The 16,481-nt window shown below is 58.5% G+C and carries 12 protein-coding genes; 8 read left to right on the forward strand and 4 right to left on the reverse strand.

Annotation, left to right across the window (positions count from 1 at the left end; translation table 11 throughout):
• Nucleotides 1-1,167, forward strand: a complete 1,167-nt coding sequence (locus Q1A00_RS13585) for a glycosyltransferase family 4 protein (protein ID WP_298402474.1) — start codon at nt 1-3, stop codon at nt 1,165-1,167.
• A 22-nt stretch (nt 1,168-1,189) separates the two neighbouring features.
• On the opposite strand, the gene Q1A00_RS13590 is transcribed toward Q1A00_RS13585, so the two are convergent.
• Nucleotides 1,190-1,621: a carboxypeptidase regulatory-like domain-containing protein gene (locus Q1A00_RS13590; RefSeq protein ID WP_298402472.1), complete on the reverse strand. Its 432-nt coding sequence runs from the start codon at nt 1,619-1,621 to the stop codon at nt 1,190-1,192.
• Nucleotides 1,622-1,811: 190 nt separating this feature from the next.
• On the opposite strand from Q1A00_RS13590, the gene Q1A00_RS13595 reads away from it, so the two are divergent.
• On the forward strand, nt 1,812-3,284 hold the full coding sequence (locus tag Q1A00_RS13595; RefSeq protein ID WP_299757331.1) for a hypothetical protein: 1,473 nt from the start codon (nt 1,812-1,814) through the stop codon (nt 3,282-3,284).
• Nucleotides 3,285-3,454: 170 nt separating this feature from the next.
• Here the strand turns inward: Q1A00_RS13595 and Q1A00_RS13600 are convergent, their stop codons facing one another.
• On the reverse strand, nt 3,455-5,527 hold the full coding sequence (locus tag Q1A00_RS13600; protein WP_366917429.1) for an NAD(+) synthase: 2,073 nt from the start codon (nt 5,525-5,527) through the stop codon (nt 3,455-3,457).
• Between the two features lie 357 nt (nt 5,528-5,884).
• Here Q1A00_RS13600 and Q1A00_RS13605 point away from each other — a divergent pair, with 357 nt between their 5' ends.
• From Q1A00_RS13605 to Q1A00_RS13625, 5 genes are all read left to right on the forward strand, one after another.
• Nucleotides 5,885-7,345, forward strand: a complete 1,461-nt coding sequence (locus Q1A00_RS13605) for an NAD-dependent succinate-semialdehyde dehydrogenase (protein WP_298402466.1) — start codon at nt 5,885-5,887, stop codon at nt 7,343-7,345.
• Nucleotides 7,346-7,440: 95 nt separating this feature from the next.
• Entirely contained in the window at nt 7,441-8,721 is a 1,281-nt protein-coding gene (locus tag Q1A00_RS13610) for an NAD(P)/FAD-dependent oxidoreductase (RefSeq protein WP_298402464.1), read from the forward strand.
• A gap of 18 nt (nt 8,722-8,739) precedes the next feature.
• A complete protein-coding gene (locus tag Q1A00_RS13615; protein WP_298402463.1) occupies nt 8,740-10,326 on the forward strand; it encodes an amidase in 1,587 nt (528 codons plus the stop codon).
• A 78-nt stretch (nt 10,327-10,404) separates the two neighbouring features.
• The gene (gene accC / locus Q1A00_RS13620) at nt 10,405-12,180 is read left to right on the forward strand and encodes an acetyl-CoA carboxylase biotin carboxylase subunit (protein ID WP_298402461.1); all 1,776 of its coding nucleotides are present in this window, start codon (nt 10,405-10,407) and stop codon (nt 12,178-12,180) included.
• Between the two features lie 143 nt (nt 12,181-12,323).
• Complete coding sequence (locus Q1A00_RS13625) at nt 12,324-12,650, forward strand: cupin domain-containing protein (RefSeq protein WP_298402460.1); 327 nt, start codon at nt 12,324-12,326, stop codon at nt 12,648-12,650.
• Between the two features lie 15 nt (nt 12,651-12,665).
• Here the strand turns inward: Q1A00_RS13625 and Q1A00_RS13630 are convergent, their stop codons facing one another.
• Nucleotides 12,666-13,412: a metalloregulator ArsR/SmtB family transcription factor gene (locus Q1A00_RS13630; protein ID WP_298402459.1), complete on the reverse strand. Its 747-nt coding sequence runs from the start codon at nt 13,410-13,412 to the stop codon at nt 12,666-12,668.
• Between the two features lie 294 nt (nt 13,413-13,706).
• Here Q1A00_RS13630 and Q1A00_RS13635 point away from each other — a divergent pair, with 294 nt between their 5' ends.
• On the forward strand, nt 13,707-14,714 hold the full coding sequence (locus Q1A00_RS13635) for a glycosyltransferase family 2 protein (protein ID WP_298402457.1): 1,008 nt from the start codon (nt 13,707-13,709) through the stop codon (nt 14,712-14,714).
• Nucleotides 14,715-14,793: 79 nt separating this feature from the next.
• On the opposite strand, the gene Q1A00_RS13640 is transcribed toward Q1A00_RS13635, so the two are convergent.
• Nucleotides 14,794-16,455, reverse strand: coding sequence for an NAD(P)/FAD-dependent oxidoreductase (locus tag Q1A00_RS13640; protein ID WP_298402455.1), 1,662 nt, complete (start codon nt 16,453-16,455; stop codon nt 14,794-14,796).
• Nucleotides 16,456-16,481: the final 26 nt, after the last annotated feature.

Raw genomic sequence — 16,481 nt, forward strand, 5'->3', positions numbered from 1 at the left:
GTGGACAAACGTATTACTGTAGCACAACTGATCCCCGGTCTTATTGTGGGGGATCTAGGAGGCGGCTTAGAGCTGTACAGCATCCGGCTGGCGCAGGCAATAGATAAGAATCAATTTCGGGTGCAGATGGTCAATCTCTGGCGCTTTGATCGTCCGATCGAGCGCCAATGGGAAGCTGAACTGCGTGAGACAGGAATTGACGTATATTATGGCCCCCCCTTTGGTCAGCGTATGCAACAGTCGGTTGTACAGGCTTGGCACTGTCTACGTTTGCAGCTACAGAGTTTGCAGCCTGATATTATTCATGCTCACGGCGAATATGCCGGTATTGTTGGCATGGCACTGAGCTTGACCACTCATCGACCGCGCCTCATCCGGACTTGCCATACCTTGCTTGAATTCCCCCGTCATCCTCCGCTACGGTTTGTGACGGCAGCTTTGTACCCACTGCTAGCAGCAGCACAAGTCGGAGTTTCGACGGCAATTGTAGATAATTTGCGATCCAATCCATTAGCAAGACTTGCCCGCCGGCCAGTTTGGTTGATCAACAACGGCATTGATCTCCAACGAGTATTGAAGCGCCGTACACGTGCCAATCTACGCCAAGAATTAGGGTTATCTGCAGACATTCCGCTGTTTGGGTTAGTTGGTCGACTCACTGAACAAAAAGGTATTCCTTATGCCTTGCAGGCTTTTGCGCTTCTCCGCAAGCGCATCCCAGCAGCGGTATTCGTTATTGTTGGCACAGGCTACGGTGAGAAACCGCAAGCACTTCAAGCGCAAGCGGCTGCACTTGAGCTTGAGCGTTCAGTGTACTGGTTAGGCGCTCGAGCTGATGCAATTGATATTATTGCCAGCCTTGACGTGCTAGTATCAGCATCATTGTGGGAAGGCCTACCGACGGTCATTCTCGAAGCGATGGCGGTAGGCACGCCAGTGGCAGCAACCGATATTCCCGGCACCCGTGAATTGATTATTCATGAGCAGACCGGACTTTTAGCACCGCCACGTGATCCAGCGGCGTTAGCGATAGCAATGGAGCGGTTAATTCGTGATCACGGTTTAGCGCAACGACTAGTTATAGCGGCACGTAAGCACGTTACCCAATTCACTATTAATCATGCAGCTCGCCGATATGAGCATTTATACCACTTGCTAATGAGCTAAACCGCCCAATAACCCAAAAGTATTACACCCCTATGTTTACCCGCACATCACCAATATCAATCTGTTGATCAGCCTCAATATTCCAAATCTTTGGCAATCCATCTGGGTTGCGAACAACGTCATTAAGCCCAAACGGATCACCAATGACGATAACGTATTCTTTCGGCGATAAATTTGATAACACGAATCGCCCTGAGGCATCGGTCTCTGCAGAAGGTGAAAAAGCAGCGTCATCGACAAAAATAGCAGTTTCCTCATTGCGATACACTTCAGCAAATGCAACTCGCACACGGTAGATTGGCTGACCGGTGATGCTTGAAAGTACCCGGCCAAATACCACTGCTTGACCTTTCTCGGGAGTAGGAATAATGGAAGCTTCGGGTGTAGGGGCTACCGGTGGTGTCGAGCACGCCACTAAGCTTATCAGTATTAGCACCAGAGTAATTGTGCGCAAGACTTTTTCCTCCACAAGAACACATAAGCTAGCTAATCAACACTCCTATATTATCGACAAGCAGGAGTTTGCGCAAGCTCATCCAAAATGACTAGGTTAGGTAGCCTCTTTGTGGTATGGTGGAATCCGGTGGCAATAGCTATATTGGAAAGCGCTTAAGTCTAAGTTTCACGGCCAAGGAGGTTTGTACATGCGTCGAGTCATTAGTTTGCTTGCAATGATAACAGCGCTCTTATTCGCCTCAAGTTCGCTCACTAGCTCGGTGAATGCGCAGGGTAGCGCCTACAACACCAATTTTGTCACCGCAATTACATATCAGAACGTTGGGAGCGCAACGGCTAATATCACCTTCACCTTCTATCCAGCATCTGGTAGCCCGATTTCAGTTTCCAGAACTCTTGCTGCCAATGCTGGCGCATCGCTTAACGTGGGAACGACTACCGAGTTGAGCGGCTTTTCTGGACAGGGTTCGGCAGTTATCTCATCAGATCAGCCAATTGTCGCCACTATTGTTCAATTGCCACAGAGCACAACTGTGCGAAACAGACCGCTTTCAAATGGCTTCAGTAGCAACGATGGCAGCAATAGTGTGCTGATTGCAACGGTTCTTAAGAACCAATTTAATCAGACAACAAAGTTCTCAGTTCAAAATGCTGATACGACTAGTGTCAACGTTACAGTCAAGTTCTTCGCTGTAGGTTCATCGACTCCTACTCACCAAGAAACGTTCTCACTGAATGTTGGCACAGCTCGATTCTTCGATGCTGGCACAATTGGTGCACTTGGCTCCAGCTTCAACGGATCAGTAGTGGTTGAAGCAACTGGAAAGGTAGTAGCAACAGCAATTGAGGCTTCTGTTGATAGCTCGTACAAAGTGAGTGCCTTCGAGGGCGTAGCACAAGGCAGCAATACGGTCTATATGCCGAGTGCGCTTTGCAACTTTGGCGCTAATCAACAGCGCACTGCATATGCTGTGCAGAATAGTAGTAACTCTAATACGGCAAATGTGACAGTGACGTACAAAGACCTGAGTAATAATACGGTCGCCACCCAAGGTGCCAGTATTCCGCCCGGTGCAAAGGCCAGCTTCCTCACCTGCTCTGCTAGCGGTATTCCAACAAGCGGATTTAACGGCTCAGCGATTATTACCAGCACTGGCGCACCCATTGTCGCAATCGGGAAAGTATCAGCCAATCCCTCAATAGCCCCGTCTTTTGGTACGGCCTTCATTGGTGCTAGTGGCGGTGCACAAAAGTTGGCAGCCCCATATGTACGATGGACGCAGAGTCGCTTTGACACCAATCCGGGCAATCGTCAACGCGCCAATATCGCGATCCAAAACGTTGGTTCAGGTAGTTCTGGTACGATCACAGTGAGGTACTATGACCTCAATGGCGTGTTAATCGGTACTCACACTCTAGGCCCGATCGGACCTGGTCAGAAAGCTAATTCCAACCCAATCTCAGCGACGCTGGCTAGTGGCCAAACGCAGGATAGGCTAGACGAGTTTGGTTACGTCGGCGGTTTCGGTGGTAGTGCAACCATCGAGTGTGCAAACTCGGGCTGCCAAATTGTCGCCGTGATTCGTATCTCGTCAGCAAACTCGGCAACATCTACAGCGAATGTGGTCGCTGAAGACTATAACGCGATCCCGATCAACTAGGTTATTCGTGCAGGGTAAGGATGTTGCATCAACCTCCAGACAATTGCTTGTCTGGAGGTTGATGCATCCACCATAATCGTTCTAACTTAAGCACAGACGCTACCAGAGGGAGCCAGTAGTCTATCGTCATGCCCAATCTTACGTTTGTCTCTCCTGCACGCTATGGAATTTTAGACCTTACCCACCTCAACCAGCAGACGATCGACCTCGGCCAGCCAGACCGCAGCGCTGGCGTCACTCGGCGCGCGCCAGTCTCCCCGCGGCGAGAGGGAGCCACCTGAGCCGACTTTGGGGCCGTTGGGCATGGCCGAGCGTTTGAATTGGCTGATTTGGAAGAAGCGGTAGAGGAAAACCCGCAGCCAGTGCAGGATGGTGGGGAGATCGTAGGCCCGTCGCTCGTGCGCTGGTAAGCCCTCTGGCCATGCGCCAACCTGCGTGTCACGCCACGCATGCATTGCGAGAAATGCGACTTTGCTTGGCCGAAAGCCGTAGCGGGTGATGTAGTAGAGGTTGAAGTCCTGTAGCGCATACGGCCCGATGATCGCCTCGGTGCGCTGGGCCGGTTTGTCGTCGCTGTTGGCCGTCGCCGGCACTAGTTCGGGCGAGATTTCGGTGGCGAGAATATCGGTCAGCACGCGATTCGCTTCCTCACCCAATTCACCGCTGCGAATGACATAGCGGATCAGGTGCTGGATCAGGGTTTTTGGCACCGAGGCGTTGACGTTGTAGTGCGCCATCTGGTCACCGACGCCGTAAGTACACCAGCCGAGCGCCAATTCGCTCAGGTCGCCGGTGCCAACAACGATTGCGTTGTGGTAGTTGGCCAGCCGGAAAAGGTGCGAGGTACGTTCACCGGCTTGTACGTTCTCGAAGGTGACGTCGTACACCGGCGCGCCTTCACCGGCAGGGTGGCCAAGGTCGCGCAGCATTTGCAAGGCCGAGGGCCGGATGTCAATCTCGTGAGCACTGACGCCAAGCGCGGCCATAAGGGCGTGGGCATTCGCCCGGGTTCGGCTGCTGGTGGCGAAGCCGGGCATGGTGTAGGCCAAGACGTTCTGGCGTGGCAGGCCAAGTCGATCCATAGCGCGCGCGGCCACAATCAGAGCCTGCGTGCTATCAAGGCCACCCGACACACCGATCACGACCTTTTCGACCTTAGCACTGCGCATACGCTGGATGAGACCATGCACCTGAATGTTGTACGCTTCGTAGCAACGCTCGTCGCGGGTGGCCGGGTCGTTCGGTACATACGGAAACCGTGCGACCTCGCGACGCAGATCGGTCACAACCGGCGGGGTGATCGGCAGCGCAAGCTTGCGCATGTGACGCAATCGTTCGCGGTAATCGCCAATACTGTCACTGAAGCTGGTTTGGCGCATGCGATCTTGATGCAATCGCTCTAGATCAACGTCGGCGAAGATGATCTGCTCGTCGTCGCGAAAACGCTGCGATTCGGTCAAGAGTTCACCGTTTTCACAAATCAGGGCGTGACCGTCCCACGCGAGATCGGTTGTGCTTTCACCTAAGCCTGCTGCCGAATAGAGATACGCAGCAATGGTACGGGCTGATTGGCTTAGGCATAATGCCCGCCGGTAGTCGGCCTTGCCAATCGTGATGTTCGAAGCCGACAGGTTGCAGAGCACGGTCGCACCGGCTAGCGCAGCGAACGTACTCGGCGGCAGTGGTGTCCACAGATCTTCACAGATTTCGACATGTACGGCAAAACCGGGAATTGCCGGCGCTTCGTAGATGAGATCAGTGCCGAAAGGTACGGTCTGGCCGGCGACGCGGATGGTGTCGCCGATCGCGTCGCGAGCGGCGGCGAAGTGGCGTTTTTCGTAAAATTCGCGATAATTAGGTAAATAACTCTTTGGGGTTACTCCTACGATTTGGCCGCTACAGATGGCAATTGCACAGTTAAAGAGACGAGCCTCGTGCCGCAGTGGCGCACCTACGAGGAGAAGCGCATTTATCTCGCGCGAAGCGTGAACTATCGCGGCCACCGCCTGCTCAACGGCGTCAAGCAACGTAGTTTGGTGGAAGAGATCGTCGTTGCTGTAGGCCGAAATGCCGAGTTCGGGGAAGAGGGCTAATACCGCTCCTTCAGCAGCGGCCCGATGGGCCAAGGCAATGGTGCGCTCTGCATTTACTGTTGGCTCGGCGATCTGTACCGTCGGGATGGCAACAGCTAGGCGGGCAAAGCCGTGGCGGTATATGGAATAGAAGGGATGGGGCTGACTCATCATGGATCGCTCGTCTTGTATCGGCTGATTACTGTATAGTATATCGCTTCTTGCCGGCAGAGAACGCAACGGGGGAAACGCCAAGGCACAAAGCGCGCAGAGAACGCAACGGTGGTACAAGTATAAGCTAATTTCACAGAAGGTTCAGACACGATATGGGATTTGTTCTAATCAATGGGTAGTATGGTACCAAGTGTAAGCTAATTCCATAGAAGGTTCAGACATAACATGGTGTTCGTTTTAGGCAACGGGTATGCTAAATATTACCCAACCTTGCGTCTCTTGGTGCCTTTGCACCTTTTGCGTTTATTACCCTTTGCGCCTTCGCGGTTGGTTTGGTTGTGAAAGGAGCGCATCATGTCAGTGATGGCAGAAGGAATCTTGGCGACGTTGCCTTTACGCTTGCTCATTAACGGCGAGTGGCGTGAGGCGGAGAATGGAGCAACCTTTGCCGTGATAAACCCGGCCAACGCTACCGTGTTGGGGTATGTGCCCGATGCTGGCGTGGCCGAGACAAGAGCAGCCATTGCAGCGGCAGTGGCCGCCCAACCGGGATGGGCAGCGACGCCGGCTGGTGAACGAGCAGCGCTGCTGCGCCGGGTGGCGGGGTTGATGCTCGAACGGCAGCAGGAGCTGGCGACGATTATGACCCTCGAACAAGGCAAGCCACTGGCTGAGGCGCGAGGTGAGATCGCGTATGCGGCGAGTTTTCTCAGTTGGTTTGCCGGCGAAGCCGAGCGGATCTACGGGATGACGATCCCTGCTTCGACCAATGCCAAACGGATTCTGGTGCTACGCCAGCCGGTGGGGGTGGTGGCGATGATTACGCCGTGGAACTTCCCCAGCGCAATGATTACCCGCAAGTTGGGGCCGGCCCTTGCTGCCGGCTGCACGGTGATCGCCAAGCCTGCTGAGCAGACGCCGCTCTCGGCGCTGGCGCTCGGCCAGCTCTTTACCGAGGCCGGCGCGCCTCCCGGTGTGGTCAATATCATCACATGTCAAGACCCGCGTCCGTTTGCTGATACGATCTTCGCCGACACTCGCGTGCGCAAGATTAGCTTTACCGGTAGCACCGAAGTCGGCAAGGAGCTGATGCGGCGGTCGGCGGATACGCTCAAGCGGGTGTCGCTAGAATTGGGTGGCAATGCGCCGTTTATCGTCTTCGCCGATGCTGATCTCGATGCAGCGGTGCGTGGCGCGATCGCCTCGAAGTTTCGTAACGCCGGCCAGACCTGCGTCTGCGCGAATCGGATCTTTGTGCAACGCTCAATCTACGCCGATTTCGCCGAACGATTTGCTGCCGAAGTAGCGCGGTTGACCGTTGGCGACGGCTTACAGCCCGGGGTGCAGATTGGCCCGCTGATCGATGAACAGGCCCGGCAGAAGGTTGAGCGCCACGTGCGTGATGCGCTTACGGCCGGAGCGAAGGTAGTGGTTGGGGGCGGCCCAGCCCCGCTCGGCGGCAATTTCTGGTTGCCGACAGTGCTGCTGGATGCGCGCAGTGATATGCTTGTGGCCCGTGAAGAAACGTTTGGCCCCGTTGCGCCGTTAATACCGTTCGATGATGAGGCTGAGGTCATTCGCATGGCCAACGACACTCCCTACGGATTGGCCGCCTACGCTTTCACCCGCGATGTGGGTCGGGTTTGGCGGCTGGCCGAAGGGTTGGAATATGGGATTATCGGTATCAATGATCCGATTCCCTCAACCGCCCAAGCACCGTTTGGCGGTGTCAAGCAGAGTGGGATCGGGCGCGAGGGTGGGCCGACCGGGATTGATGAGTATCTCGACATTAAGTATGTCTCGATCGGGATTTGAGTGGGCGAAGGCGAGGCAGGAATAGCTTGGGTATTGTTTCGCACGCTGATACATAACAAAGGACGGAACTCAGACGAGGAATGAAGGGCGAGCGCATGGCTGACACAACGGAGACTGAGTACGATGTCGCGGTGATTGGAGCCGGGGCAGCGGGATTGGCTGCTGCTCGTATGCTGCACGACGTCGGTGCGCAGGTAATTGTGATCGAGGCGCGGCCTCGGATTGGTGGGCGGATCTGGACGGAGCGCAGTTGCGGGTGGTACCCGATTGAGTTGGGGGCCGAGCTGATCCACGGCGCGCAGACGAGCACGGTCGATCTGGCAGAGAAGGCTGGATTGACGCTCGACGAGGTTGATCGGTATAACGGCTTGCGCTGGGGGAGACCGGCTCGATTGATCAGTGAGCTGTCGCCAGATGATCCAGCTCGACGAGCGATTGAGCAGGCACGTGCAGTATGGAACTTACTCGCGCAGCGGTACCCTGATGATGCCGCCGATTGTTCACTCGCTGATGAGCTGCGCCAACACGGATTCACACCGATGGCGCTGAGCATCGCCGATGTGGTGCTGGCTCAGACCTGCTGCGCTGAAGTCGAGCTGCTCAGTTGCCTCGATCTGGCCCGTGAGCAGCGGGTGGATCGAGCCGGGCCGCGCGAGTTCCGGCTGCGCGCGCGGTACGATACCCTCTTGGCATGGCTTGCTCGTGGCCTCGATCTGCACCTCGGCAGGCCAGTGCAGGCAATTACCGATCACGGCGACCGCGTGACAGTTCATACGACTGCTGGCCCGTTAGTGGCGAGGCACTGTATTATCACCGTACCGGTGGCAGTGCTGGCCGCCGGGATGATCCGTTTCGACCCGCCGCTCTCGGCTGGCAAACAGGCAGCAATTGCCGCCTTTCGCACGCGCCCGGCAACCAAACACTTCTTCTGGTTCGATGCGCCGCTCTGGGACGAAGGCTTTGCCTACGCCGCCCACAATGGCTTGTTTGCTCGCTGGTGGACGCCAGCCCATCCCGATTTGGCTGCGCCGTTACTCTGTTGCTACGTCACTGCCGAACGCGCAGCAGTACTCGACCGGTTGCCGGATGCGACGGTACGCGAGATCGGTTTGGCAGAACTGGGCCAGTTGCTGGGCCGCGACGATGTAGCGACCCACTGCGTAGGATTCAGGCGCTACCGCTGGGCCGCCGACGCATACGCACGCGGCGGGTATGCCCATCTGCCGCCGGGGATGGCGTGGGCGCGACCAGTGTTGGCTGCGGCGGAAGGCAATCTGCATTTCGCCGGCGAAGCCACCGCCTACGACAGCAATCCCCAGACGGTGCATGGCGCGATCGATAGCGGACAGCGAGCAGCACGAGAAATCTTCAATTGATCACAACGGGAGCATCTCATGTCTAATGCCACCATCATCGACCGGTTGCGGGCTGCATTGCGTGCTATCGGCATTCCGGCTACCGACGCCGATTTTGCCGGTATCATCGAAAAGGGATTCCTCAGCCGTTGGCCTGACGTCGAACGTCTGCTCGATGCAGTTGACCACGAACAACTACCTGACATGCTCGACGCGGCCAGTCTGCCGCCAGCGGCCAGCCCACCGAACGGCGGCCTGCCGGCGAGTGATGATCCGACGACCATCCTCGGTATTGCGAACCAATTGCAACGGCGGACAATCTCGGCGGTGGAGCTAGCCGAGCAGGTGTTGGAGCAGATTGCCGATCATGATGCTGAGTTGAACGCCTTCCAGATCGTGATGGCCGAGAGCGCGCTGGCCGATGCCCGCGCCGCCGACGCCGAACTGGCGGCGGGCAAGGTGCGCAGCCCGCTGCACGGCGTACCAGTAGCGGTGAAGGATCTGTTCGACGTAGCCGGCTACCCAACTGCGGCAGGTTCGCGGATTCGCGCCGGTGTGATGGCGGCGACCGACGCAACCGTCGTTGAACGGCTCCGCGCCGCTGGCGCGATCATTATCGGCAAAACACGTATGTCAGAGTTCGCCTACTCACCCGGCTCGAACAATGCACACTACGGCCCAACCGCCAACCCTTACAACCGCCAGCATGACAGTGGCGGCAGCAGTAGTGGCAGTGCAGTGGCAACAACCACCGGTATGGCATTTGCGGCAATCGGTACTGACACCGGCGGCTCGATCCGCATTCCGGCAGCCCACTGCGGGATCGTTGGACTCAAACCCACCTATGGCCGGGTGAGTCTGGCCGGCGGCTTTACCCTCTCGTGGTCGCTCGATCATGCTGGGCCGCTGGCGCGCACAGTAGCCGACGCAGCATTACTGCTCAGTGTTATCGCTGGACCAGACCAACGCGATCCGCGCACCTTGCGGCCAGCGCCCGACTTTACCGGTGGCGGTTTGGTAGCCGGGGTACGCAACTTGCGCGTGGGTCTGGTAACCGCTGATGGCAGCGGGCAGACGATGGCCGGCCCCGCCGAGCTGGCGGCAATGCAGCGCACCGCCGATGCGTTAGCCGGACAGGGGGCGACTGTGACGCCCATTGAAGTGCCTGAACTCGAAGAACTACGGTTGCTGAATCAGGCATTGCTGGCAATGGAAGCCGCTGCACTGCATCTGCCGTGGTTGCGCACCCGGCTCGACGAGTACGGTGAATTTATGCGCCAGCGTATTTTGGCGGCATTCATCTATTCACCGGCTGACGTGACGCGGGTGCAGCAGGCACGGGCAGCGTTACGACGACGAGTAGCGGCCCGTTTAGCCGAGATCGATCTCTTGATAACACCGGTCGTACCCGGCCCGGCGCCGGCGTTAGGGGTGCCGACGCCGACCTCATTCACCGGGCCGTGGAATTTCCTTGGTTGGCCGGCACTGAGCTTACCGGCAGGTATGGGTGACGACGGCTTGCCGCGCGCGGCGCAACTGGTAGCTCGCCCGTGGAACGAACCGCTGCTGCTGCGGACTGCTTTCGCTGCCGAACAGGTGCTAGGCCGGCTGATGCCATCTCTGTAACACGGCGCGCTATGCTACAATTGGCACCCGTGCCGCACAGCGTTGAAGCGGCGCAAGCAGCATTGAGGAGCGGCTGCAATGTTTCGTACAGTACTAGTTGCGAACCGCGGCGAGATTGCTTTGCGCGTGATGCGCGCCTGCCGCGAATTGGGTCTGCGCTGCGTGGCTGTCTATTCAGAGGCCGACCGTGATGCGCCCCATGTGGCTTATGCCGACGATGCTTATCTGATTGGCCCACCATCGCCGGCGGAGAGCTATCTGAACATCGAAGCGATTATTCGCGCCGCCAAAGCCACCGGCGCCGAGGCGATCCATCCCGGTTATGGCTTTCTGGCTGAAAACCCCAACTTTGTGCGCGCAGTCACTGCTGCCGGCTTAGTCTTTATTGGTCCACCAGCAGAAGTGATGGAGCGGATGGGGGGAAAGACAGCGGCCCGTCGAGAAGCAACGGCGGCAGGTGTGCCGCTGGTGCCCGGCGTGCTTGAGCCGGTGGCCGATGCGGCTGAAGTGAAGCGGTTGGGGAAGGAGTTTGGCTACCCGATCGCGATTAAGGCGGTCGGCGGCGGCGGTGGGCGCGGCTTGCGAGTGGTGCGCTCGCCGGAAGAGGTGGCGGAGGCGTTTGCTGCGGCCCGCCGCGAAGCGGAGGTCGCCTTCAAGAACGGCGAACTCTACGTCGAAAAGTATCTCGATGATCCGCGTCACATCGAGATACAGGTGCTGGCCGATGGCTACGGCAATGCGGTAGCGCTCGGCGAGCGCGACTGCTCGGTGCAGCGCCGCCATCAAAAGCTCATCGAGGAATGCCCTTCGCCGGCGCTCACCCCTGAGCTGCGCGCCGAGATGGGGGCAGCGGCAGTCCGTCTGGCCAAAGCGGTCGGCTATGTCAGCGCCGGTACGCTTGAATTTCTCTATCAAGACGGGCGGTACTACTTTCTGGAAATGAATACTCGTATTCAGGTCGAGCACACCGTGACCGAGATGGTCTACGGCGTCGATCTGGTAGCGGCCCAAATCCGCATTGCTCAAGGGGAAAAACTCTGGCTGAAGCAGGAAGACCTCGTGCCGCGTGGGCACGCGATTGAATGCCGGATCAACGCCGAAGATCCGCTGCACAACTTCCGCCCGGCGTTGGGCGCGATCGGTGAATACCGCGAGCCGGTGGGGTTGGGGGTGCGGGTAGACAGCGGGGTGCGGGCCAATTACACTGTGCCATCGCATTACGATTCGCTATTGGCGAAGGTGATTACGTGGGGGGCCGACCGTAAGGAGGCGATTGCGCGCATGCGGCGGGCGTTGGCCGAGTACCGCATCGAAGGCGTCACCACAATCATCCCCTTCCACCTTGCTGCCCTCGAACACCCGGTCTTTGTGGCTGGCGCGGCAACGGTCAACTTCATTCCGCGCCACCCAGAGCTGCTCACCCGCACAGCCGAGCTGATGCCGCCGGCGGCCACGCCAGCCCCGGCAGAGCCGACCCCGGAACCGCGCCGGTTTACGGTGGAAGTGAACGGGCGGCGGTTTGGCGTGGCCGTGTTCGGCGATGGTATGAGCCTTGTCCCGCCCCAGCCGGCGGCGGTGCGCGGCCCTGCGCCGCGCCGCGTGGCGCCGAAGAAGACGGCGCTGGCCGCGCCGGTTGATGGCGTGATCAGCCCCATTCAAGGTCGGGTGGTGGCGGTGCGGGTGGCCCATGGACAGCAGGTTGAAGCCGGCCAAGTGTTGTTCATCGTGGAAGCGATGAAGATGGAGAACGAGATTACCGCCCCTCACAGCGGCACGATCGGCGAGGTGCGGGTCGAAGTCGGGGCGACGGTTGAAGCCGGCGCCGTGTTGGCGACCTACCAAACCACCGCGTAATATACCTCCGTCGAGCCGCACAGTCATGCGGCTCCCATCATCGTCATGTGATCGAGATCGCCTCATCGCGCCGTGCGGCGCGATGATTTTTTTGGTATCATCACGGCAGAATCGGCGCGATCATCCCTAACACAGGAGGCCCTATGTCCGAACGGCCATGGATCGAATTGTTTCCCGGCGTGTTTCGCCGCCGGATTGCGTTGACTGATCGAATGTATCAGATGGAAGTACGACTGACGGAAGGCAGCCATGTGCCGTTGCACAGCCATCCTGAAGATCAGGTCGCCTATATTGTTAGTGGTCGTTTGCGCTTTCAGCTTGGCGACGAGCTGATCGAAGCCGCTGCCGGCAGTTCGGTTGCTATTCCCGGCGGTACGCCGCATGCGGTTTGGACGCTGGAAGAGACATTGGCGATCGACACCTTTAGCCCGCCGCGGGCCGACTATTTGGCAGCCGATGGCGATCGGTAAGGTAATGTTTGCGCGTCACTGCACGTTGAACCACCTTGGTAACAGCGCCAACAACCCACGCACTCGCTCGCGCAGCTCGTCACGCACGGCGACAAACGCAGCGTATTGCTCCTCATTGGTACCGGTTACAGCCACCGGATCAGGAATGCTCCAATGAATATGACGTGCCGACTCGGGCCACACTGGACACTCCTCGCGAGCAATATCGCACACAGTCACGATCACTTGCGGTTTTTGATCAAGGATAGCGTCAATCGGTTTGGCTACCTGCTGATCGATTGGCGCACCAGCTTTAGCCATGACGGCAATGGCCAGTCGATGGATTGGTTGCGGGTGAGTGCCGGCACTCAACACCCCTACTTGCCCGCCACTCAGTGCGCGTAACCAGCCTTCGGCCATCTGTGAGCGGGCACTGTTGGCGCGACACAAGAATGCGACGGTGACGGGCGGCAACGGCGGCACGGTTGGTTCCGGCAGGGCCAATTCATGGCCAACTTGCGCGAGCAATGCCTCTAGTGCGGCGAGGTGCAAGCTGTAATAGATGACCCGCCCGTCAGCGTCACTGCGGTGGGCGTTGACTAACCCAGCTTGCCGCAGCATATTCAGGTGGTACGAAACCAGATTTTGGGCCAAGCCGGTTGCCGTCACTAACTCCGCGACTTGCCAGTCACTGTCACGCAGAGCAGTGATGAGCTTCCAGCGAGTTTCGTCGGCGAGTAGACGCAATCCAATCAACGCTGATGACGGGTGTGGTACGATCATAGCAGTTGTGCAATATGTCAAACAAGGCGCAATGAAATGTAATTGCTATAGTAGCAGAGGCCAGCAGCATCAGCAAGCATCAAAGATGTTCAATGAGGTGAAAGGCGAATTTCATGAGTGGCGAGGCTCTGAGAGGCGACATGTAGTTCGTCTTCACCTAAGTGCCGCTCTCTCAGAACAAGAGAAAAAAATAGCGCAGCCGGTGATCTCACGCGCTGGGCAGATATGTGTTCAGGGAACGAGACGTTTGCCAACGAGAATCAACGCTCTGCCCATATTCTAGGTTAAAAACCAATGAACCCGCTTGCCGCTGAATATCCAACGTGGGTAGCGTATGCCCACCTCACCGCTGACCTTCCACCACCACCGATCCGCGATCCGGCACAGCCACTCGTGAGCATTGTCGTGCCGTCACTCAACCAAGGGCGCTATATCGGGGAAACGCTCAACAGCATTCTGACGCAAGACTACCCTAACCTCGAAATATGGGTGATTGACGGCGGCAGCAGTGATGAGACGCCGAAGGTGTTGCGCGCGTTTGCCGGTGATGAGCGAGTGCAACTGGTGGTGGGCAACGATGCTGGCCAAGCTGACGCGATTAACCGAGGTTGGGCACGAGCGCGCGGATCGGTGTTGGCATGGCTCAATAGCGACGATACCTACCTACCGGGAGCGATTGCCACGCAGGTGGCGGCGTTGCAAGCTCATCCGGCGGCGGTTGCCGTCTATGCCGACGCGCGCTATACCGATGCGCAGGGCCAGCCGTTGTACACTATCGCGGCCCGCCCGTATCATCCACTCGCTCTGCTTCGATTGCTCATTCCTATGCAGCCTACCGTCTTTCTGCGCCGGACAGCGGTAGGCTTAACCGGCCCGCTCGATGTACGCATGCGGTACGCCCTCGATACCGCGTATTGGGTGCGGCTGGCCCAACTCGGCCCGTTTCAACCCACGTCTACCGTGGTGGCGACCTACCGGCTGCATGCCGCCTCGAAGACGGTGACGCAGTTTGCCGGTTTTTATCGCGAGTGGTTGCAGATCGCCGAGCAGAGTTTTACCGTGATGCCAGAGTTATCGCCGGCGCGGCGGGAGGTGTTGGCCGATATTTACGCGGCGATGACCAACCTCGAAGCGCGCAACGGTTCGTTACGCACGGCGCTGCGCTATGCAGCATATACGTTGACGCTGGCCGGCTGGCGGCCCCGCTTAGCCAAGACGCCACTAGTGTTGCTCGATCGCTGGCTCGGTAGCGATTTGGCTGAGCGTGCCGGCAGTTGGTGGGGCCGGCAAACGCGCAGGTAGCGGGTAGTAGTACCGCAGGGGCGCAGAGGGGGCAGAGGGTACGCTCCCCCCTGCCCCCTCTACGTTCGCTGCGGTTCAATTATGGGCGCAACAGCCTGCGTCCGGCGAGCACCGCACCGGCGGCAAGCGCTCCTGCGCCTAATACGATTGGCCCCCAGCGCCGAGCACTAGTATCGGCCAACACGACGCGGGCCGTGTTGTAGCCACTGGCACCGAAGACACCGCCGCCGGGGTGGGTACTCGCGCCGGTGAGGTAGAGACCGCGGATCGGCGTGCGGTAACCGGCCAGCTCTGGTAGAGGGCGGAAGAAAAACATCTGGTCAAAACTCATCTCGACGTGCATCACATTCCCGCGTAGCAGCCCGATCCGCCGCTCAAGGTCGAGTGGGCTTTGAATGAAGCGGTCAATGATCTTACCGCGCATGTTGGGCGCATAGCGGTAGAGCACTTCGAGGATCGAGTCGGCGACCGCTTCGCGGATGTCGTCCCAGTTTCGACCATCGCTGAGCTGGTAGGGGAAATACTGCGACCAGAGAAAGACCGTGTGCTTGCCGGGTGGAGCAACATCAGGATCAATCGCCGAGAAAGTCATCGCGATCACTGCCGGATCACGGCTTGGCTGACCGCGCAGATAGTCTTCGTAAGCGCGGCGGACGTAGTTCATGCTGGGGCTAAGTAATTGCAAGCCGTGGTGACTCTCGTGCGGGCGGCCATAACTGCGAGCCGCAGTGTAGTCAGGCAGCTCCTCGGCAGCGCAGCGCACCGTCATACCGAAGCCGTTGCCAATCCGAATGTGGTTGAGCCGGCGCGCCAGATCGGCGCTGAGGTGATCGGGGCCAACCAGTTGCAGGAAGGTGGTCAGCACGTGCGCATTCGAGACCACAATCGGGGCCGAGTAACGCTGGCCGTCTTCAGTCTCAACACCTTGCACACGACCATTCTGAACGATAATCCGGCGCACGGGCGCGTCGAGCACAACCTCGCCGCCCATCGCCTTGAGCGAGCGGGCCATGGCTTGGGTCAACATGCCCGACCCGCCACGTGGGTGCTTGGCGCCACTGTAGTGCAGCATCGCATGCCAGCCAAAGAAGTCACCAGCCCCGATCTCGTCTGGTGGTGGCCCACTCTGAGCAGCGAGCCACGTCATCGCGGCTCGCATTGCCTCGCTCTCAAAGGTCTCTTCGATCAACTGCGCATAGCTGGTGAAGAGACGGCGAGTCACTTCTAGCACCTGCTGCTCGGCCTTGGGCAAACGCGGAATGCTCGACGCCACCTTGCCGAACAGGCGCGTCACCGAGGGCGGATTGAGGAAGACATCGAACACCGCCTCGTTCAGCGGCGTCCAGAAGTCGAGGAAGCGCCGGTAAGCTTCGGCGTCGCGCGGGCTAACGGTGGCAATACTCTGGCAAGTGCGCTCGACATCGCGGTAGAAGTAGATCGCACCGCTCCCGTCGGGCAAGGGGTAGAAGGCGTATGGATCCATGTCGATGTACTCGAGGCCGTGCCGTTCGAGTTCGAGGTCGCGCACGATCGGAGTGAGATGGATCATGATGTGGGCCGACGAGCCGACATCGATCTTGTAGCCGGGGATGACCTCTTCAGTGCAGACGGCGCCGCCGACGATAGGCCGCCGTTCGAGCACGAGCACGCGCTTCCCCGCTTTGGCGAGATAGCCGGCGCAGGTGAGGCCATTATGGCCGCCACCCACCACTATCACGTCGTAATCGGTTGCTGATGACATAGGGCTCCTCTAGCTGTGACACTGAC

Origin of the sequence: uncultured Chloroflexus sp., assembly GCF_938091255.1 — a bacterium.
Classification (GTDB): Bacteria; Chloroflexota; Chloroflexia; order Chloroflexales; family Chloroflexaceae; genus Chloroflexus.

Excerpts from the sequence above, each read along its gene's own strand:
- Q1A00_RS13595 (WP_299757331.1), top strand. The coding sequence starts at position 1,812 with ATGCGTCGAGTCATTAGTTTGCTTGCAATGATAACAGCGCTCTTATTC.
- Q1A00_RS13600 (WP_366917429.1), bottom strand. The coding sequence starts at position 5,527 with ATGAGTCAGCCCCATCCCTTCTATTCCATATACCGCCACGGCTTTGCC.
- Q1A00_RS13605 (WP_298402466.1), top strand. The coding sequence starts at position 5,885 with ATGTCAGTGATGGCAGAAGGAATCTTGGCGACGTTGCCTTTACGCTTG.
- Q1A00_RS13610 (WP_298402464.1), top strand. The coding sequence starts at position 7,441 with ATGGCTGACACAACGGAGACTGAGTACGATGTCGCGGTGATTGGAGCC.
- Q1A00_RS13615 (WP_298402463.1), top strand. The coding sequence starts at position 8,740 with ATGTCTAATGCCACCATCATCGACCGGTTGCGGGCTGCATTGCGTGCT.
- accC (WP_298402461.1), top strand. The coding sequence starts at position 10,405 with ATGTTTCGTACAGTACTAGTTGCGAACCGCGGCGAGATTGCTTTGCGC.
- Q1A00_RS13625 (WP_298402460.1), top strand. The coding sequence starts at position 12,324 with ATGTCCGAACGGCCATGGATCGAATTGTTTCCCGGCGTGTTTCGCCGC.
- Q1A00_RS13630 (WP_298402459.1), bottom strand. The coding sequence starts at position 13,412 with ATGATCGTACCACACCCGTCATCAGCGTTGATTGGATTGCGTCTACTC.
- Q1A00_RS13635 (WP_298402457.1), top strand. The coding sequence starts at position 13,707 with ATGAACCCGCTTGCCGCTGAATATCCAACGTGGGTAGCGTATGCCCAC.
- Q1A00_RS13640 (WP_298402455.1), bottom strand. The coding sequence starts at position 16,455 with ATGTCATCAGCAACCGATTACGACGTGATAGTGGTGGGTGGCGGCCAT.